Consider the following 18938-nt stretch of genomic DNA (forward strand, 5'->3'; position numbering starts at 1 on the left):
AAATCTAGGACGGCCGGCCGGAGCGTGTCCATAGCGTCCCGCTCGCCGGCACCGAAGACCGGCAGGCGGACAGCGCACGGCCCCGGCCGCGGCGGTGCGCCTTATGACGACGATCGACGTTTTTGGGGGAATAGTCATGCTTTCCGCGCACAACCGCCTCAGATCCCGGCTCCTGGCCGGCCTGATCGGGGCCGTTCTCGGCGGGGCCGCACTGGTGTGCGCCGGCACGCCCGCTTCGGCCGCCACCGGCAGCCAGATCGTGAGCATCGCCAAGGCAAATCTCGGCAAGGGATACTGCAGCACGAACAGCGCAGGCGGCACCGGCTTCGACCACAGCTGCACCGGCGGCGGCGAATTCTGGTGCGGCGACTTCGTTTCCTGGGTGTGGCAGCAGGCCGGGGTGCCCGTTCCGGCCAGCGCTCCCGCCTCGGTCCCCAGCTGGATGGACGTCTCCTCCTACCATTCGCTCAGCAGCGGATACGTCCCTCAGCCCGGGGACGCCGTCATCTTCGGCGACGACCGGTACCCGACCGACGGTTCTCACATCGCCGTCGTCACCGACTACAGCAACGGACTGCTCTCGGACGTCGGCGGGGACGAAGGCGGCAGCGGAAGCGGCAGCGCTTTCTGGTCCAGCAGCAAGGTCCAAACGGACGAAGGCAACGGCGGTCCCTGGAATCCGCACGACAAACTGTTCCCTGGCAAGAGTTACGAGATGTGGGTGCTCGGCTACGTCAGCAGCGGCGCGTCCACGCCTCCGCCCCCGCCGCCGAGCACGCTGCCGCAAGGCGGCTCCGGAATCGCGGCCGACGCCAACGGCGGCTTCGCCGTCGCCTGGCGGGGCCGAGACGCCAACAACAGCCTCTGGCTCGGCACCGGTTCCGGGGTCGCTCTGTCCTCGTACGGCGACCCCTACGCGCTCGGCGTCGCCGCGAACACCAAACCCTCGATCGCCACGTTCCCGGACGGCAGCTGGGTCACCGCCTGGCAAGGCCGCGACGCCAACAACAGCCTCTGGATCGCCACCGGCAAGGGCAACTCCATCACCGCCAAGGGCGCCCCGTGGTCCCTCGGCGTCGCCCCGAACACGAGCCCCTCGATCGTCCCGCTCCCCAACAACCAGTGGGAGGTGGCGTGGCAGGGGCGCGACGCCAACAACAGCCTCTGGCTGGCAACCGGCCAAGGTGCGTCTATCACGGCCAAGGGCGCCCCGTGGTCTCTCGGGGTCGCACCGGGTACCAGTCCCTCGTTGGCGCCGCTGCCCAACGGCAGCTGGGAAGTCGCCTGGCAGGGCCGCGACAGCAACAACAGCCTGTGGCTTGGCACTGGCACCGGCGTCGCTCTGTCCTCCTACGGCAATCCGTGGGCGTTAGGCGTCGCCGCCAACAGCAGCCCCTCGATCGTCACGCTGCCCAACGGCGGATTTGAAGTGGCGTGGCAGGGGCGCGACGCCAACAACAGCCTCTGGCTGGCGTCCGGCCGGGGTTCGTCCATCACCGCCAAGGGCGACCCGTGGGCGTTGGGGGTGGCGTCGGGTACCAGTCCGTCGCTGGCACCGCTGCCCAACGGCGGCTGGGAAGTCGCTTGGCAGGGCCGCGATGCCAACAACAGCCTCTGGCTCGGAACCGGTGCTGGCACGTACTTCTCCTCCTACGGCGACCCGTGGGCGTTGGGGGTGGCCGCGAATGCCAGCCCGTCGATCGTCACGCTGCCCAACGGCGGGTTCGAAGTGGCGTGGAAGAGCCGGGACGCCAACAACAGCCTCTGGCTGGCGACCGGGCAGGGTTCGTCCATCTCCGCGAAGGGCGACCCCTGGGCTCTCGGCGTCGGCTGAGTTTTTGGCTTCAGGCCTTGAGACGTCCTCGTGTCCTGCGGGGCACGAGGACGTGTCCGTCTCCGCTACCGGAACGAGCGGGTCACCAGCTCGTCGAAATCCCGATCCGGCAAAGTCCGGTTGAGCCGCAACAACTCCTCCGCGTGCAAACCGACCGCATAGCGGGTCTCCGGCGGATCAGCCTCCACCGCCCGCCGGATCGTCTCGGCGACGACGGCGGGATCGGCGCCGTCCGCGAGACCGGTTTCGGATTGGCTCGCCATCGCCTCGGCCATTCGCCCGTACGGGCCGTTTCCGGAGTATTCCCGGAGTTGCGAGGCGGTTTGGTCCTCGAACTCGGTCTTGATGATGCCGGGCTGAATGACCACGACCTCGATGCCGAAGGGCCGGACTTCCATCCGCAGCGTGTCGGAGTAAGCCTCGAGCGCGTGTTTCGAGGCGTAGTACCAAGATCCGAGCGGCAGGCTGATTTCCCCGCCGATCGAGGAGACGTTGACGATGCGTCCCGACCCTTGCGCGCGCATCGCGGGCAGGACCAGCTGGACGAGCCTGGCCGGGGCGAACACGTTGACCTGGAACTGATCGCGGGCGGCGTCCAGCGGAACGTCTTCGGCGGCTCCGTGCAGCACCGTCCCGGCGTTGTTGACCAGGACGTCGATGCGCCCCTGTTCGTCCAGGACCGTGCGGACGGCGCGCTCGAGGTCGGCCTCGCTCCGTGCGTCCATGGCGAGCGGATGCCCGCCGACGGCGCGGAGTTCATCCATTTTGGACACTCGCCGCGCGGCTCCGTACACGACATAGCCCGCCTTCAGCAGTTCCAGCGCCGTGGCGCGGCCGATTCCCGCGGACGCCCCGGTGAGCAAGCAGACTCTCGGCACGGTTCAGGCCTCCCAGGCGACAGGCAGGCGGTGGACGCCGTAGATGAGCATGTCGGAGCGCACGGCGACGTCCTCAGCGGGAACGGCGAGGCGCAGCGACGGGAACCTGGTCAGCAAGGCAGGCAGGGCAACGCGCATCTGGACGCGGGCCAGTTGCTGGCCGAGGCATTGGTGGATGCCGTGGCCGAAGGCGACGTGCCCGCTCGTTTTGCGGCGCAGGTCAAGCTTTTCCGGTTCGGGAAAGTGCTCGGGATCGCGGTTGGCCGCCGGCACCGAGATGGTGACCGACTCGCCGGCGGCCACCTGTTCGCCGCCGAGTTCGAGGTCTTCCAGTGCGGTGCGCACGGTGAACGGGATGATGCTCAGGTAGCGCAGCAGTTCTTCGACCGCGTTGTCGGCGATTTCGGGCTCGGCGCGCAGCAGCGCGAGCTGATCGGGGTGTTCGAGCAGCGCGAACAGGCCCAGCGCGAGCATGTTCGTGGTGGTGTCCAGACCGGCGGCCAGCAGCGAGAAGCCGATGTTGGCCAGTTCGGTGTCGGTGAGGTCGCTGCCGGTCAGGTCGCTGAGCACGTCGTCGGCGGGAGCTTTTCGCTTGGCGGCGATCAATTCGCCGATGACGCCGAGCACCGCGCCGTAGGCTTCGCCGACCTCTTCGGGCGTGTTGCCCAGCCGGAAGAGGGCAAGCGCGTGCCGCTGGAACCGGTCGCGCTCGGCGAAGGGGACTCCGAGCAGCTCGCAGATCGTCTGCGCCGGCAGCGGTTGCGCCAACGCCGGGACCACGTCGGCCGGGCTGCCGCGCTCGGCCATGGCGTTCAGGCATTCGTCCGCGATGTCCTGGATCCGCTCGGTCAGCCGGCGCATCCGGCGGACGGTGAACTGGCCGGCGAGCAGCCGCCGGTAGCGGGTGTGCTCCGGTGCGTCCATGCTGCCGAACATCCCCGGAGGCGCCGGCTGATCGCTGGCGACGCCTCCGGGGATCGGCAGGTGCCGCAGTTCGACTCGCGCGCTGAACCGGCGGTCGGCCAGCACTTCCCGGGCCAGGGCGTGTCCGGTCACCAGCCATCCGGCGTGCCCGTCCGGGTAGTCCAACCGGCTGAGCGGACTCTTCCCGCGCAGTTCGGCCAGCCCCGGCGGCGGGTCGAACGGCCGGCCGGCCTCCCGCTCGGTCGGCAGTGTCCTGGTCATCGCCGGCTCCTTTCCCGTGAACCTCTTGCGGGAAACGGTAGAGCGATGTTTCATTGTTTCGCAAACGACGAATCTGTATTTACCCAGGCCAGAGCCACATTATCGATGCACTCGCCTGCAGCTGAACGCATCGGCGGCGGTACGAGGCGAGTTCGAGGGCGGAGACGATCAGATGCCAGCCGGCAGGTTGAGCTACCCGGAACGACAGCGCGTCGCGGCCGGATTGGCGGACGGACTGAGCTACGCCGAGATCGGCAGGCGGCTGGGCAGGCCGAAGTCGACAGTGATCCGCGAGGTCGCCCGCAACGGCGGGGCGCACGACTACCGGGCCGACCGCGCCGAGCAGGCCGCCCGGCGCAGGGCTCGTCGCCGCGTCCCCGCTTCGCCGCCCGCCGCGCCGCCGCGGGCCGCGGCCGATCCGCGGAGCCGGAGCGACTTCGAGACGCGGTTCGCGCTGATGGCCGCCCAGACCGGAATGCCCTCGATGATGGCGCGGGTCCTGATCTGCCTGTTCACCGCCGAGTCGGGCAGCCGCACCGCGACCGAACTCGCCGCCCGGTTGCGCGTCAGCCCGGCATCGGTCTCCAAAGCTGTTGCCTGGCTGGAAAAACGCGGGCTGCTGCGGCGTGAGCGAGACGGCCGCCGCGAGCGTTACCTGATCGACGACGACGTGTGGCAGCAGGCCTGGCTGGCCAGCATGGAAGGCATTGCGCAGTGGGCCGATTTCACCCGTCAAGGCGCGGAACTGTTCGGTGGGGACACGCTGGTCGGCACGAGGCTGCTCGCGACGAGCCACTGGCTCCGGCACATCCGGCAGGACATGATCGACGCTGCCGAGCATTGGCGGCAGGTGTCGCGCGCCGCGAAGTCTTGACCTCCAGCAAACTGGAGGTACCAGGGTGCTCGCATGACCATCTGGATTTGCGGGACCTGCGGGGTCGAGCATCCCGACACCGAAGAGCCGCCGGCCGGAACCTGCCGGATCTGCTCGGACGAACGGCAGTACGTCCGCGCCTCCGGGCAGGCGTGGACCACAATGGACACACTGGCCGCCGAACCGCACGACCTGGTCCACGAGGAACCGGAACCGGGAATCCACCGCCTGCACCGCGAGCCGGAGTTCGGCATCGGCCAGTGGACCTACCTGGTCCAGACCGACGCCGGCAACCTGCTGTGGGATCCGCCCAACGCCCTCGACCCGCCGTTGCTCGGCAAGATCGCCGAACTCGGCGGGGCCGCGGCGATCGTGGCCAGCCACCCGCACATGTACGGCTCGCAGGTGAGCCTCAGCCACAGTCTCGGGAACGTCCCGGTACTGGTGCATTCCGCGGACCGGCACTGGGTGCGGCGGGAAGATCCGGTCATCCGCGAATGGCACGGCACGGAGCGGATCCTGCCCGGGATCACCTTGATCGAAGCGGGCGGGCACTTCCCGGGCGCCGCTGTCGCACACGTCGCCGCGGGCAAGGGCACGCTGCTGGTCGGCGACACTGTCGTGCCGGTCGCCGCGCCGGGCTGGGTGACGTTCATGCGCAGCTACCCCAACCAGATCCCGCTTTCCGCCGCGCTCGTCCGGCGGCTCGCGGACCGGCTCGAGCCCTACGAATTCGACCGGATCTACGCCCTGACCGGGGCCTCCCTGCAAGCTGACGCGAAGGCGGCCGTGCGCCGCTCCGCGCGGCGGTACATCGCCTGGGTCGACGGCACGAACGACCACCTCGGCTGATCTGCGTTGCCATTCCGGGTCCTCGCCGACTGCTCAGCGATCCCGTCCCCGGTTCGTACCCGGTCAGTTTCCGGAGCGACTGAGACGACTTTGACGGTCCACGGGCAGTACTGCTTCACTTTCCCTTCGCCCGCGTTGCTGACCTCGTGCGGCTGTCCGGTGTTGACGCCGGAGGAACCCCGGACGATGTCCCCGACGGGGAGGAATGCCGAAATTGCATTGCTGGTTCATTCGGGCAATACACAGTCCCGGCCGTCCTCGCGTGCGACGCCGGGAGGACTGGACACCCACTGAACGTCGACTGGAACCGCCGCCTCCGCGTCTTGCGTGCCTCGCGAACAGCCAACACATTGGGAGGACACGGAAACTAGGGGGTTGTCATGCTCAGAGCCGGCGCACTCACGGCCGTCACGGCGGGGTTGCTCGCCGCCGTCCCGTTCGTCACGGGCGCGGCGGTGCACGGGAACGGGTGCTGGTCCACCGCGCCGATCGAGCTGGTCAACGAAGGGGTGTGGAAGTACTCCGACCAGGTCTCGTGGTGTGCGCAGGAATCGAAGATCACGTCGGTGGGAGTGGAGGTCACGCACGAGGTGCTGAACCAGGCCTGCCGGTGGGTGGGCCTGGTCGCGGCGTACGACAAGCCCGCGAAGGACGGCATCGGGCGGACGGTCTACGTCCGGGGCCAATTCGCGTGCCAGGGCACGGTCGGCGCGGACGGCGTGAACCCGTGGTCGACCGTCACCGTCGAGCCGGACGGCACCTACACGGTCGATCGGAGCGGCATCCGCTGGTGATCACTCGCCGGGGCGCAGCCGGGAAAGGAGAGCGAGCGTGCGCGTCTCCCCCGGCCCCTGTCCGGTCTCCCGGTGCACGGCGAGCGCGCTCATGGCGTGCTCGGCGGCGGCCTCGTGCTCGCCCCGGGCGAGCAGAGCCCCGGCCAGCGCCGTCAAGGCCCGGCCCTGCAGCGCCCGGTAGCCCGCGCGCTCGGCGAGCTCGAGCGCCTGCCGGGCGGGCTCCGGGTCCGCGGTGACCGTCGTCAGGCCGATCAGCGCGTCGGCCTCCGGGTAACGGTCGCCGGTCTGGCGGATGAGGCCGAGGGCCTGCTCGTACCGGCGGATCGCCTCCGGCCGGTCGCCGAAGCGGGCGAGCACGGCCGCCAGCGCGGCCAGCGCCTCCGCCTCGGTCCGCGGGTCTCCCGCCTCCCGGGCGAGCGCGAGCCCGGTTCCGGCGCATTCGAGCGCCATGGCACGGTGGCCGCGATCGCTGTGCGCCAGGGCCAGCCGGCTGCGGGTTTCCGCTTCGCCGCCCCGGTTTCCCGCCTCGCACTGCAGGTCGAGGGACCGGCAGAGCAGTTCCACCGCCTCTGCTGTCCGGCCTCGGGCGTGCTGTGCCTGCCCGAGGTTGGCGAGGCTGATCGCTTCGCCGTACCGGGACCCGATCCGGCGGTACCGGCGCAGCGCCTGGGTGTAGTGCTCGGCGGCTTCGGCGAGCCTGCCCATTTCCCAGTGGACGAGCCCGAGGTTGCCGAAGGCGACCGCTTCCCCGGACGGCTGGCCGATCCGCCTGCTGAGGGCGAGCCCGCGGCCGAACCGGGACGCGGCGTCGGCGAGCCGCCCGGACTGCCAGTAGACGCACCCCAGGTTGCCGAGCACCGCGGCCTGCGCCTCGACCCAGCCCGCTTTCCGCGCGTGCAGCAGCGACGCCGTGTACTGCCGGACTGCCTGCTGGTACCGGCCTTGGCGGAAGTACAGATCCGCGAGGCTGAGCCGGGCGGCGGCCCGCGCGCGGAGTCCGCCGTCCGCGTCGGCGGCGCTCAGGCCGGCTTCGGCCACCGCGAGCCATTCGACCCGGCGCATGCACATCCAGAAGTACCCGCGCAACGCGTCGGCGAGCCGCCACGCCATGGGCCGCGGGCCGCTTTCGGCCGCGAACCGCACGGCGGCGACCAGATTGCCGCGTTCGGTGTCCAGCCACGCCGACGCCTCGCCCAGCCCGGCGAACGCGGCCGGGGCGCCGGACACCGGCAGCCGCAGCATGTGCGGGTAGAGGAGGCGGGCGGCGCCGTCCACCGCGGCCAGGTACCAGTCGTACACGCGGCGCAGCGCCTGCTCGCGGTCCGCGGCGGACTCCAGCAGTCCGGCTTGCTCGGCGGCGTATCGGCGGAGCAGGTCGTGGAAGCGGTACCGGCCGGGCGGGTGTTCGACCAGGTGCGCGGAGGCGAGCCGGTCCAGCACCGCGACCGCCTGCGCCGTCTCGACACCGGCCAGCGCGGCCACCGCCTCGGCGTCGAAATCCGCGCCGGGAATCAGGCTCAGCAACCGGAACAGCCGCTGCGCGTCGGCGGACAGCGCGGCGTGAGACAGGTCGAAGGCGACTCGCACCGCTGTCTGCTCGTCGCCCGGCACCGCGAGCGCGGCGAGAAGGTTGCCCTCGCGCAGTTCCGCGACGTAGTCCTCGATGTCGGAACCGGGCCGGTCGGCGAGGTTGGCCGCGGCGATCCGCAGCGCGAGCGGGAGATGGACGCACAGCTTCGCGAACTCGGCGGCCGCCTCCGGCTCGGCGCGGACGCGCGCGCCGCCCAGCACGCCCGCGAGCAGTTCGACGGCTTCGTCGGGGCTGAGCACGTCGATCGTGAGCCGGCGTGCGCCGTTCACCGCAACGAGCCCCGTCAGGCTGTCGCGTCCGGTCACCACCGTCAGGCATCCGGGTCCGGCGGGCAGCAGCGGCCGGACCTGATCCGGGCTGACGGCGTTGTCCAGCAGGACCAGGATCCGCCGGTCGGTCGTCATCGTCCGGTACAGGGCCGACGCGGTCTCCGTATCGGAAGGGACGCGGGACGGCGAAATCCCCAGCGCGGCAAGGAACTGCGCGAGGATTTCGGCCGGTGACGCCGGCGCGCCCGGAGCGTGGCCGCGCAGGTTCGCGTACAGCTGCCCGCCCGGGAAGCGGGCCCGGACGCGGTGCGCCCAGTGCACGGCCAGCGCCGTCTTGCCGACGCCCGCCGTGCCGGAGACCACGGCGATGCCGCCGGTCGCCAGACTGTCCAAAAGCGACAGTTCCGCCGACCGTCCGGCGAACGCGCGCGGTTCGGCGGGCAGTTGCTTCGGGACCCGGTGCGTCTGCCGGGGTTCGGCGGGAACCGCGGCGCCGGGGTCGCGCAGGACGGCCGCGTGGGCGGCTTGCAGTTCGGGCCCGGGGTCGATTCCGAGCTCGTCGGCGAGCCGCGTCCGCATTTGCCCGTAGAGCCGGAACGCCTCGCCCCGCTGCCCGAGGGCGTGATGCGCGCGGATCAGCAGCGCCTGCGCGGCTTCGTCGAGGGGCTGTTCCGCGGCGGCTTCGGCGATGCCGGGCAGGATCTCGGCGGCGGCGCCGGTGTCGATCATCGCCCCGGCGTACCGGCAAAACGTCTCACGGCGCTCGGCGACCAGCGAAACGACCTTCGGATGGCCGGCGAGCGGCGGCAGATCGGCCAGCGGCCTGCCGTGCCACAGCCGGAGCGCCTCGCCGAGCGAAACCACGACGCGGGCGGTGTCGGCGTCGCGGTGCGCGTCGTTCGCCTCGGCGATGAGTTCGCGGAACCGCCACAGGTCGACTTCGACGGCGTCCTGCCGCACCGCGTAGCCGCCACCGACATGCGGCAGCACCCCGCTGCCCGCCCGCGGCGCGCGGCCGGGTTCCAGCAACCGCCGCAGGTGCTTGACGTGGGTCTGGACGACGTTCACCGCGCTCGGCGGCGACCGGTCGCCCCACAGCGCGTCCACGAGGTCCCGCAACGCCACGGCATCCCCGCCGGCGAGCGCGAGCAGCCCGAGCACCGCGCGCCGCCCGGGCGGGCCGAGGTCGAGTTCGGCGCCGTCGCGCCAAGCGCGCAGCGATCCCAGCACCTGGATGCGTACCGATCTCGTTGCCACCGTGGCCCCCAGCTATCGGCTGCGAGCCAAAACGCTATCGGCTGCAGGACAAACGTAATGGGTTCGGCGGCCGGCGCACAAGAAAGTGGCTCCGCCCGGGCTAAAATACCGCCGACGGCCGGGTGCACGCCAGGGCCGTCCGCCGCCGCGAAAGACCGTTTCCCGGTCACGGACAGTCCTTTGTGGACTCATCGCGAACCGTCGGCGCGCGTGCCCGATTTCCCGGATCTCGTTGCGGACAACCCGTTTCCGGCCGCGATCCGCAGTCCAACGGCCGTCCAGTCGCCGTCCAGTACCCCCTGATGAAGTAATCGGCGGCGGCCTTCAGCCGTCGAATGCCCAATTCTCGAAACGTGCCCCAAACCGGACAGGAAACAGAAAAGAGGCGGACATGGAAAATCGTGCCTGGAAGGCATGCGCCCGGGCGGCGGTCGCGCTCGCGGTCGGCGTCATGGCGCTGACCACGGGGGTGACGGCGGCTTCCGCCGCGCCGCGTTCGTCCCTGATCGACGTGACCCAAGGCCCGTTCACTCTCGTCTCCGCGGACGCCGGGGCCAGACGCGCGGCCCCGGCGGACGACCCGATCACCGCGTTCCAAGGCTTCAGCACTTTCCAGAAGCTCGTGATCCAGTCGCAGGGCTTCGACCTCGAAGGAGAGATCCACGGCAGGCTCCGCAGCTACAACTTCAAGGCCCTGTACCAGGTCTACAACCTTCCGTCGTCGGACAGCTGGAAGGTGTGGGTCGTCAGCTTCAAGCACGACAGCAGCCGGAGCGTCCTGAAGGAGACCTTCCGCAACGAGCAGCTGATCGACGTCAACATCGACCTCAAGTTCCACGTCGCGGCCGCCAATCTGCGGGGCGTGTCGTCCCTGCGGGTCGGTTTCGAGACGCTGAGGCTGCAGTTCAACGGGACGACCAAGGACTTCACGGTCGTCAACGGCGCGTCCGGCGGCGCCAAGGACCAGAACAACAACGACGTCCCGGTGGACTTCCAGCAGGTCTGACCGGGACTCGCCGCCGGCCTTCTGACGAGCCGGCAACGGCGGCGGCCGGCGCAATGCCTCCCCTGGCGCCGGCCGCCGCCGGATTCCCCCTTTTTCTCCGCCTCGAACACCGGACAAGGAGTCGGCATGTTTTTCAAGGAAACCCGCGCGCTGCTCGCCAGACGTCGGCCGGAGGACCGCGGATCGCCCGGCGCGGCTTGGCGGAATCCGGCGAGATTCGCGGTAGCCGCGGCGACAACGATGGCGTTGCTGGCCGCCGGCTCCACCGCCGCGCTGGCGGCCGAGGCGCATTTCGTGCCGGAGGACACCGTCGTCGGCTGGGACGGCACCGTCGCCACCGTCTCGTTCCGAGAGGTGAATGTGGTGTTGGGACGCAGCACCACAACGATCTCCACCAAGTTGACCGCCGATGTGAAGGCCTTCTGCACGAACGGCGAGACGACTCTCGACGTCCACGCTTCCGCGACCGGCTTGACCACGGCGGACTATGCGATCAAAAACGGCACCGTCGCCGGGACCGCCAAGTTCCCCGTCCAGGTGAAGATCGAGCACGATCCCGGCTATACGTGCGTACTGCGCCACAAGGAGATCACCGCGGTCCTCGACGACTTCCGGACCGGCGCGACCCTGGTCCACCACCAGAACTGACGTGTCGGCCGTCAGCGCCCCGCCGACGCCCCCGCGGCGGGGCGCATTCCGGCCTCGGCTGCGCGCGATGCTGCCTGAAAGCGAGAACACGCACAACCAGCGCTTGCCCAACGTCGGATAGCGCGCGAAGTCGCGGCCGGTACCCCGTCGCCGTGGAAACTGGCGATCGCCGAGGCACCAGCGGCGCGGGTTTCGTCGACATACCGGCGCAGGTGCGGCTCAGGATCGCCTCGACCGGAACGAAGCGCTCGGGAAAGAACTCGCGGCAGACGTTGTCGCCCCGGAACGCGCCCTCGTCGGCGAGCGGGATCGCCTCGTCGGCGACGTCGAGCAAGCCCGGTGCGGTCGGCCTTCGAGCCGATCAGCCCTGGGAGATCGCCGCCGTCCACGCAGCCCTCGTGCTCCGCCAACCGGCCTCTGTTGACGTACCTGTGCCGGGCCAGTCAGCCGAACGCGGCGGCACCGACGCCCAGCACGTCGCACCGTTCGGAGAAGTACGGCACCGCGTGTTTGTTGATCTTGCCGAGGAGTCGTACGCCGAACCGGCGTCGCGCAGCATCTGCGAAGCGCCTCCTGCACGTCGGCCCGCCGCTGTTCAACTCGGCGCCCGGCATGGCCGCTCTTCCTCGCGCCGCGGGAGGACGCGCGGAGTTGTCGACTCGCCTCCGCGGCGGAGAGAAGCGGTCGCCCGGATCGGTGCACAACGGCTGAACACCAGGGAAAAACGCCCGGTCTGAATGCCCGGCTGAGCGTTTTGTCTTGTGTTGCGGGCCACCGGATCGCGGTTACTCAGGCTTCTCACAGCGTCGCGTTCATAGCCTGCGACGCGCCTGGGGGGGGTCCCGAACGAACGAGGAGCACGTGATCGTGACACCAGACGCTGGCCGGAAAGCCGAGCAGGCCAGGATCGCGACGTCGTGCTCGATCACCGAAGCCTGAGCGCCCGCCCGGCGCGGCCGGTTCCGGCCCGCCGCACCGAGGTCAGGCCCGCCGGACTGTCGATTTAGGACAGGTCCGCGCGTTTCCGCCGAGGCCGGGCAGCCCGCACCCGTGCCTGATCCGCACGCCCTCCCCCGCATCCCACCGCAGAAGGAAGCCTTGTGAGCGAGGAACTGTCGCTTTCCCTCGAGGACACCGCACAGCTCCGCCCGGAGCCGCGCCACGCGCCCGCCCCGGTCCGGCTGCACGAATTCTTCGAGCGGGCATGCGACGAGACACCGGACGCCGTCGCCCTCGAATGCGGGCCGGACCAGCTCTCCTACCGGCAACTCGACGAGCACGCGAACCGGCTCGCACACGCGCTGATCCGCCGGGGCATCGGGCCGCACCGCAGGGTCGGCCTCCTGATTCCGAGGGCGACGCCGATGTACGTCGCATTGCTCGCGGTGCTGAAGACCGGGGCCGCGTTCGTGCCGATCGATCCGGCCGCGCCCGCGGACCGCGTCGCCTACGTCGCCGGCGACGCCGCGCTCGACCTCCTGCTCGTCGCCCCCGAACTGGCCTCGGCGGCGAGCGAGGTCCGCTGCCCGGTGCTGCGGCCCCGCGAACTCGCGGCCGAGGCGGCGCGGGCCAGCCCTGCCCGGCCTCGGCTCCGGCCGGTCGAGGACGACGTGTGCTACGTCATCTACACCTCCGGGTCGACCGGACGGCCGAAGGGCGTCGCGGTGAGCCAGACGAGCATCTGCAATTTCATCGGGGTCGTCGCGGACGTCTACGGCGTGCGCCGCACCGACCGCGTGTACCAGGGCATGACGATCGCGTTCGACTTCTCGATCGAAGAGATCTGGCCCACCTGGGCGGCGGGGGCCACGCTCGTGGCCGGTCCGGTCGGCGCCGACCGCATCGGGTCGGGCCTCGCGGACTTCCTCGAACGAAGCCGCGTCACGGTCCTGTGCTGCGTGCCCACGGTGCTCGCCACGGTGGACCGCGACCTGCCCGGCATCCGCACGCTGCTGGTCGGCGGCGAGGCCTGCCCGGCCGAACTGGTCCAGCGGTGGAGCAGGCCGGGTCGCCGGATGCTCAACACCTACGGGCCCACCGAGGCGACGGTGACCGCGACCTGGTGCGAACTGCTTCCCGGCCGTCCGGTCACCATCGGCCGCGCCCTGCCGACCTACCGGATCCGGCTGCTGGACGACCGGCGCAGGCCGGTGCCGGACGGCGCCGTCGGGGAGATCTGCATCGGCGGGCCGGGCGTCGCGCTCGGCTACCTGAACCGGCCGGACCTGACCGCCGACCGGTTCCTCGACGACCCGCGGATCACCGGCGGGGGCAGGCTCTACCGCACCGGCGACCTCGGGCGGGTGCTGCCCGGCGGCGAGATCGAGTACCTCGGGCGGGCGGATTCCGAGGTCAAGATCCGCGGGCACCGCATCGACCTCCAGGAGATCGAGAGCGTCCTGATGGAACACGCGGAGGTGGCGGTGGCGGCGGTCGCCCCGCACCCCGCCGCTCCGACCGAAGACCTCGTCGCGTACCTGGCGCTCACCCGAGGCGGCCACGACCGGGACGCGATCGTCGCGCGGCTGCGGGAAAGCCTGCGCCGGCGGCTGCCCGCGCCGATGGTCCCCGGCTACGTCGACACGCTCGCCGAACTGCCCATGATGCCGAGCGGCAAGGTCGACCGCGCCCGCCTGCCGCGCCCGTCCGGGGCCAGGTTCCACGCGGTCGCCGCGGCGGCCCCGGAAACCGGGGCGGAACGGGCGATCGCCGCGGTGTGGGGCGAACTGCTCGGCACCGCCGAAGTGTCGGTGACCGCCGATTTCTTCCACGACATCGGCGGCCATTCGCTGCTGGCCGCGCGCGCGGTTTCGCTGCTGCGCCAACGGGGAGTGGCACCGGACGCGTCCGTCGCCGACGTCTATGCCCACCCCACGATCCGCGCGCTCGCCAAGGCCTTCGAGAACCGGGCGCCCGCACAGCCGTCCCGGGAACAGATTCCGGCGACGCCGAGCGTCGGCCGGGCTCGGCTGTTCGGCTGGGGCGCGGCGCAACTCGGCACGCTGTGCCTGCTCTTCCTGCTGCTCGGCGGGCCGGCCGCGGCGGTGCTGGGGCAGAGCGGGGGCGTCCTGTCGCTCGGCACCGTGTGGCTGCTGGTCGCAATCGCGCCCGCGCTGTACCTGACTGCGCGGTTCCTGCTGCCGATCGCCGGCGTCCGCCTGCTGTCGCGCGGGATCCGGCCGGGCGAGTATCCGTTGTGGAGCGCCGCGTACTTCCGGGTGTGGCTCGTGAGCGGGCTGACGACGCTGGCCCCGCTCGGGTCGATGAGCGGATCCCCTTTGCTGCCCTGGTATTTGCGGCTCCTCGGCGCCCGGGTGGGCCGGCACTGCCAGCTCGCGACCGCGAATCTGGGCCTGCCCTCGCTGCTGACGATCGGCGAGGACGTCAGCGTCGGTTACGGCGCGCACCTGCAGTCTTTCCGGGTGCGGGGCAACCGGGTCGAGATCGCCCCGGTCATGCTGCACGACCGCGTCTTCGTCGGCGCGAACGCGGTCGTCGAGCCGGGCGCCCGGCTCGACGTCGGCTCAGGACTGGCGGAAATGTCGGCCGCGACGGCCGGGCAGCGCATCCCGGCCGGGCAGTACTGGGCCGGCTCGCCCGCGCAGCGCTGTGCGGAGACCGATCCGCTCGTCGCGGCGCTGCGGGCTCGGCCCGGGCAGCCCCCGTCCCGGGCGTTGCGGGCCCGGTTCGCGGCGGCCTGGCTGGGCGTCGAACTGCTGCCCCTGGTGTTCCTCGCCCCGTCCGTCGCACTCGGCAGCTGGCTGTATCTCGCGCACGGCGCTGCCGGCGGATGGTGGGCGTGCCTGCTCGCCGGACCGGTGACCGCAGGCACCGTGTGCTTCGTGGTCTTCGCGGGCAAACGGCTCGTGCTCCCCGTCACCCGCCCCGGCGTCCGGTACGTCGCCTCCTCGTTCGGGCTGCGCAAGTGGATCGCGGACAAGCTTCTCGGCGCGAGCCTCGCCGCGACCAACTCGCTCTACTCCACGCTGTACACGCCCGGCTGGCTGCGTGCGCTCGGCGCCCGCATCGGGCCGCGCGCCGAGGTGTCGACGGCCTCTCAGCTCGACCCCGGCCTGCTCACGCTCGGCGCGGAAAGCTTCGTCGCCGACATGGCCGCGGTCGGAGCCGCGACGTACTGCCACGGCCAGGTCGCGGTCGGCCGCACGACAGTCGGGACCCGGTCTTTCCTCGGCAACGCCTCGTTCCTGCGCTCCGGAGCCACGGTCGGCGACGGCTGCCTGATCGGCGTGCACACCGCGGCGCCGGCGGACGGCAGCCCGGACGGCACGTCCTGGCTCGGCACCCCGCCGATCCGGCTTCCCCGCCGCCAGGACAGCGGCCGGTTCGCCGACGAGCTGATCTTCCGGCCGACCCGGCTGCGCGTCGTCGAACGACTGGTCATCGAATTCTTCCGGATCGTCGTCCCGGGCAGCCTGCTCGCCGCGGCCGGCTACCTCGTGCTGCTCGCCCAGCTGCAGGCCGGAAAAACCTCCGGCGTGCTCGCCTCCGTCCTCGTGACCCCGGCCGCGGTCCTGCTGAGCGGACTCGGCGTGGTGCTCGCGGTCGCCGCGGCGAAATGGCTGATCGTCGGGCGGTACCGGCCGCGCGTCGAGCCCCTGTGGAGCCGGTTCGTGCGCCGCACCGAATTCGTCACCGCGCTGTACGAAACCGCCGCCGTGCCCGCGCTGCTGGGATCGCTGGCGGGCACCCCGATGCTGGGCCCGCTGCTGCGGCTGTTCGGCGCGCGGATCGGCAAGCGCTGCTGGATCTCGACGACGTACCTGACCGAATTCGACCTGGTCCGGCTCGGCGACGACGTGTGCGTCGGCCCGGCGACCTCGCTCCAGACCCACCTCTTCGAAGACCGGGTGATGAAAATGTCCACTGTGGACATCCGGAGCGGCGCGAGCGTCGGCGCGCGGTCGGTGGTGCTGTACGACAGCGTGGTCGGCGCCCGCACGGAGGTGGACGCGATGTCCCTGGTGATGAAGGGAGAGCAGCTTCCCCCGGGGACCGCCTGGCGCGGCATCCCGGCGCGGGGAATTTCCGGGGCGCCGGATGCCGGAAAGCGCGTGGCACGCCCTTGATCCGGCCGGAGCAGCTGGCTAGCCTCGGCTTCCGGACCCGGCGCGCACGTCCTCGGCGTCGGCGGTAGCGGCGTTCTCCCGCTGGGCCTCGACTTCCGCCAGCCGCTCCCGCAGCGTTCCGGTCATCAACCGCCAGGCGTCCGAACCCAGCACGAGGCGGCGCGGCGGATTCGGCGACACCGCGGCGCGGATGATGCCCGCGACGGTGCGTTCCTCGCTGTCGGTCATCTCTTCCTCCGGGATCGGCTCTTGATCGGCAGGCCCGCCTCGGTACGGCGCGCTGACCGGCACCCGGGTCGCCGCGTCGAAGAAACCGGTGCGGACCATGCCCGGCTCGATCAGGGTGGTGCGGATGCCGAACGGCTCCACCTCCGCGGCCAGCGCGTCGAAGAAGCCCTCGATGCCCCATTTGGTCACGTGGTAGAGCGAGAACGCGGGAAAAGCGAGCTGCCCGCCCATGCTCGACATCTGCATCACCAGCCCGCCGCCCTGCGCTCGCAGGTGCGGCACCACCGCACGGGCGAGCTGGATCGAGCCGGTCAGATTGGTCGCGATCATCTGATCGATTTGCGCGTCGGCGAGGTCCTCCGCGGCGGCGAACACGCCGTAGCCCGCGTTCGACACGACGACGTCGATGCGCCCGTGCGCGGCGAACGCTTCGTCGACCACGGCGCGCATCCGCGCGGTGTCGGTCACGTCCAACGCCCGCACCCAGAGGCGGTCGCCGTAGCGCGCCGCGAGGTCGTCCAGTTGCCCGGGACGACGCAACGTCGCCGCGACGCGGTCCCCGCGCGCCAGCGCCTGCTCGACGAGTTCCCGGCCCATTCCGCGGGAAGCTCCGGTCACGAACCAGCTTTTCGGCATGATCGTCATCTCCTCATCATTGGCCTTCGTGAATCGACAACCTCAAGCATGCCAACAAAAATCCATGCAGGTGGTGACAGTTCCGGATGGCAGCCATACGATTGGCGTATGGGTGAGGTGACCGTGCCCGGACTGCGGGCCGTCCGGGAAATCGCGCTGACCGGATCGTTCACCGCGGCGGCGAGGCTGCTCGGCTATTCGCAGCCCGCGATCTCGCGCCAGGTCGCCGCGATGGAGACCGCGACCGGATCCCCGCTGTTCCTCCGCGAGGGCCGCGGCGTGCGAGTCACCCCGGCGGGCGCCGTCGTGGTGGAACACGCGGCCCGGATCCTGGCCGGGGTCGAGGCGTTGCAGCAGGATCTGGCCGCTCTGGACGACCGGTTGTCCGGCCGGATCAAACTGGGCGCCTTCCCCGCCGCGACCGCGGTACTGGTCCCCCTGGCGATGGCCCGGCTGCGGGCCGAACACCCCGGCCTGGAAGTAGCGCTGGCCGAAGGACCGACGCCCACCCTCCTGCGGCAACTGCGGGCGCGACGCTTGGCGGTAGCCGTCATCGGCGTCGGCGCCGGGCTGCCGGACTACGACCTGTCCGGGCTAGGACAGGAGATCGTGTCCGCCGGCGGCTTGTGCGTCGCCGTGCCCGCCGACCACCGGCTCGCGAACACCGGCGTCGTTCCCGTGGCGGAACTCGCCGGCGAAACCTGGATCGCCGGGTCGGGCGCCGGCGGCGATCCTCAATTCGGGGCCTGGCCCACCCTCGCCGACCCGGTCGTCGGCCACGCCGCGCGCGGCTGGCCCGCACGGCTCGGCCTGGTCGCCGCGGGGCTGGGCGTATGCCTGGTGCCCGAGGTCGCCGCGCTGTCCATCCCGGCCGGAGTGACCACCGTCGACGTCGACGACCCGAACTGGCTCGGCCGGTCGACGGTGGCCGTCACCCCGCCCGAACCCGGCGCCGAAACCGCCGCCGTGGTCGCCGCTCTGCGTCACGCGGGCGAGGAAATCCGGCACCGCCGCCGGAATCCGGAGCCGGAACACGGCTGACGGGAACTGCGCCGAGGTACCGGCTGGACGAGGCCCCGCGCATCACGCCCGTCCGGCCGTTCCCCAGTCTCGACGAACGCCTCGCGACTCGGGACGTAATGCGCGAACCGCCCAGTGCGTTGTTCACAACCGGTTGTTCGCGTCGGCGTCTTCCGGCGGTGAACAACGGGGCCGCCCTACAACGGACCCCGGACGGACCCGAGGTCGTCGACGCGACGGCCGCGGCAACGGGTCCGGAAAGGGGAATCATGTTTCGGAAAATCGTCACCAGGGCGCTCGCTGTCGCCGCGGCGGGAATGCTGCTGCTGGCGCCGGCGGCCGCCGCCACGACAGCGCACGTGCAGTCCAACGACCGACTGGCCCGCGCGTTCGTGAAGTTCCACACCACGGACAACGACAAGGACGGCGATTCGCACGTCTCCGTCTTCGTCAAGGAGCGGGACGGGACCATCGCCGCCCGCGTCGACAACGATTTCGGGCGATTCCCGGACAACAGCGACAACGGCCCGTTCGAACTGGAAGTCATAGACCCCGCCTCGCGCGACGACTTCGCCAGCGGGCAGGTCGTCGTCCGGATGGACCCCAAGGGCCACGACACCTGGGAATTCACCATGTATGTCGAGCTGCAGTTCGACAACGGCCGGAAGAAGAACGTGCAGTCGGAGAACCTCCGGCTCACCCAAGACGGCCGCCAGCAGTCGTTCCCGATTCCCTGACGGCTCGCGCCGCGTTGTCCTCCCTCTCGGGGCGGGGAGGAC

The 18938-nt window shown here is 71.0% G+C and carries 14 protein-coding genes; 9 read left to right on the top strand and 5 right to left on the bottom strand.

Annotation, left to right across the window (positions count from 1 at the left end; translation table 11 throughout):
* The first annotated feature begins 103 nt into the window (after nt 1-103).
* On the top strand, nt 104-1834 hold the full coding sequence (locus ACZ7OI_RS08880; protein WP_470263601.1) for a CHAP domain-containing protein: 1731 nt from the start codon (nt 104-106) through the stop codon (nt 1832-1834).
* 65 nt (nt 1835-1899) lie between these two features.
* On the opposite strand, the gene ACZ7OI_RS08885 is transcribed toward ACZ7OI_RS08880, so the two are convergent.
* Together ACZ7OI_RS08885 and ACZ7OI_RS08890 are read right to left on the bottom strand one after the other, a co-directional pair.
* Nucleotides 1900-2712 (bottom strand): oxidoreductase, encoded by an 813-nt coding sequence (locus ACZ7OI_RS08885; protein ID WP_470263602.1) that lies wholly within the window; start codon nt 2710-2712, stop codon nt 1900-1902.
* Nucleotides 2713-2715: 3 nt separating this feature from the next.
* Nucleotides 2716-3897, bottom strand: coding sequence for a cytochrome P450 (locus ACZ7OI_RS08890; RefSeq protein ID WP_470263603.1), 1182 nt, complete (start codon nt 3895-3897; stop codon nt 2716-2718).
* Between the two features lie 172 nt (nt 3898-4069).
* On the opposite strand from ACZ7OI_RS08890, the gene ACZ7OI_RS08895 reads away from it, so the two are divergent.
* The 3 genes from ACZ7OI_RS08895 to ACZ7OI_RS08905 all read left to right on the top strand — a co-directional run bounded on the left by ACZ7OI_RS08895 (nt 4070) and on the right by ACZ7OI_RS08905 (nt 6417).
* Nucleotides 4070-4771 (top strand): helix-turn-helix domain-containing protein, encoded by a 702-nt coding sequence (locus ACZ7OI_RS08895; RefSeq protein WP_470263604.1) that lies wholly within the window; start codon nt 4070-4072, stop codon nt 4769-4771.
* 33 nt (nt 4772-4804) lie between these two features.
* Complete coding sequence (locus tag ACZ7OI_RS08900) at nt 4805-5623, top strand: MBL fold metallo-hydrolase (protein WP_470263605.1); 819 nt, start codon at nt 4805-4807, stop codon at nt 5621-5623.
* 380 nt (nt 5624-6003) lie between these two features.
* Nucleotides 6004-6417, top strand: a complete 414-nt coding sequence (locus tag ACZ7OI_RS08905; protein ID WP_470263606.1) for a hypothetical protein — start codon at nt 6004-6006, stop codon at nt 6415-6417.
* Here the strand turns inward: ACZ7OI_RS08905 and ACZ7OI_RS08910 are convergent, their stop codons facing one another.
* Complete coding sequence (locus ACZ7OI_RS08910) at nt 6418-9534, bottom strand: AfsR/SARP family transcriptional regulator (RefSeq protein WP_470263607.1); 3117 nt, start codon at nt 9532-9534, stop codon at nt 6418-6420.
* A gap of 391 nt (nt 9535-9925) precedes the next feature.
* Between ACZ7OI_RS08910 and ACZ7OI_RS08915 the strand changes: the two genes are divergently transcribed.
* Entirely contained in the window at nt 9926-10540 is a 615-nt protein-coding gene (locus ACZ7OI_RS08915; protein ID WP_470263608.1) for a hypothetical protein, read from the top strand.
* A gap of 126 nt (nt 10541-10666) precedes the next feature.
* Nucleotides 10667-11188: a hypothetical protein gene (locus tag ACZ7OI_RS08920; RefSeq protein WP_470263609.1), complete on the top strand. Its 522-nt coding sequence runs from the start codon at nt 10667-10669 to the stop codon at nt 11186-11188.
* Between the two features lie 443 nt (nt 11189-11631).
* On the opposite strand, the gene ACZ7OI_RS08925 is transcribed toward ACZ7OI_RS08920, so the two are convergent.
* On the bottom strand, nt 11632-11802 hold the full coding sequence (locus ACZ7OI_RS08925; protein ID WP_470263610.1) for a hypothetical protein: 171 nt from the start codon (nt 11800-11802) through the stop codon (nt 11632-11634).
* A gap of 486 nt (nt 11803-12288) precedes the next feature.
* Between ACZ7OI_RS08925 and ACZ7OI_RS08930 the strand changes: the two genes are divergently transcribed.
* Entirely contained in the window at nt 12289-16275 is a 3987-nt protein-coding gene (locus ACZ7OI_RS08930; RefSeq protein WP_470263611.1) for a Pls/PosA family non-ribosomal peptide synthetase, read from the top strand.
* A gap of 18 nt (nt 16276-16293) precedes the next feature.
* Here the strand turns inward: ACZ7OI_RS08930 and ACZ7OI_RS08935 are convergent, their stop codons facing one another.
* A complete protein-coding gene (locus tag ACZ7OI_RS08935; RefSeq protein WP_470263612.1) occupies nt 16294-17148 on the bottom strand; it encodes an SDR family oxidoreductase in 855 nt (284 codons plus the stop codon).
* A 99-nt stretch (nt 17149-17247) separates the two neighbouring features.
* Here ACZ7OI_RS08935 and ACZ7OI_RS08940 point away from each other — a divergent pair, with 99 nt between their 5' ends.
* Nucleotides 17248-18180: a LysR family transcriptional regulator gene (locus tag ACZ7OI_RS08940; protein ID WP_470263613.1), complete on the top strand. Its 933-nt coding sequence runs from the start codon at nt 17248-17250 to the stop codon at nt 18178-18180.
* A 248-nt stretch (nt 18181-18428) separates the two neighbouring features.
* Nucleotides 18429-18896, top strand: a complete 468-nt coding sequence (locus tag ACZ7OI_RS08945) for a hypothetical protein (protein ID WP_470263614.1) — start codon at nt 18429-18431, stop codon at nt 18894-18896.
* The last annotated feature ends 42 nt before the right edge of the window (nt 18897-18938 follow it).

It is taken from the genome of Amycolatopsis sp. NPDC114503 (assembly GCF_055633655.1).

Excerpts from the sequence above, each read along its gene's own strand:
- ACZ7OI_RS08880 (WP_470263601.1), top strand. The coding sequence starts at position 104 with ATGACGACGATCGACGTTTTTGGGGGAATAGTCATGCTTTCCGCGCAC.
- ACZ7OI_RS08890 (WP_470263603.1), bottom strand. The coding sequence starts at position 3,897 with ATGACCAGGACACTGCCGACCGAGCGGGAGGCCGGCCGGCCGTTCGAC.
- ACZ7OI_RS08895 (WP_470263604.1), top strand. The coding sequence starts at position 4,070 with ATGCCAGCCGGCAGGTTGAGCTACCCGGAACGACAGCGCGTCGCGGCC.
- ACZ7OI_RS08900 (WP_470263605.1), top strand. The coding sequence starts at position 4,805 with ATGACCATCTGGATTTGCGGGACCTGCGGGGTCGAGCATCCCGACACC.
- ACZ7OI_RS08905 (WP_470263606.1), top strand. The coding sequence starts at position 6,004 with ATGCTCAGAGCCGGCGCACTCACGGCCGTCACGGCGGGGTTGCTCGCC.
- ACZ7OI_RS08915 (WP_470263608.1), top strand. The coding sequence starts at position 9,926 with ATGGAAAATCGTGCCTGGAAGGCATGCGCCCGGGCGGCGGTCGCGCTC.
- ACZ7OI_RS08920 (WP_470263609.1), top strand. The coding sequence starts at position 10,667 with ATGTTTTTCAAGGAAACCCGCGCGCTGCTCGCCAGACGTCGGCCGGAG.
- ACZ7OI_RS08925 (WP_470263610.1), bottom strand. The coding sequence starts at position 11,802 with ATGCCGGGCGCCGAGTTGAACAGCGGCGGGCCGACGTGCAGGAGGCGC.
- ACZ7OI_RS08935 (WP_470263612.1), bottom strand. The coding sequence starts at position 17,148 with ATGACGATCATGCCGAAAAGCTGGTTCGTGACCGGAGCTTCCCGCGGA.
- ACZ7OI_RS08940 (WP_470263613.1), top strand. The coding sequence starts at position 17,248 with ATGGGTGAGGTGACCGTGCCCGGACTGCGGGCCGTCCGGGAAATCGCG.
- ACZ7OI_RS08945 (WP_470263614.1), top strand. The coding sequence starts at position 18,429 with ATGTTTCGGAAAATCGTCACCAGGGCGCTCGCTGTCGCCGCGGCGGGA.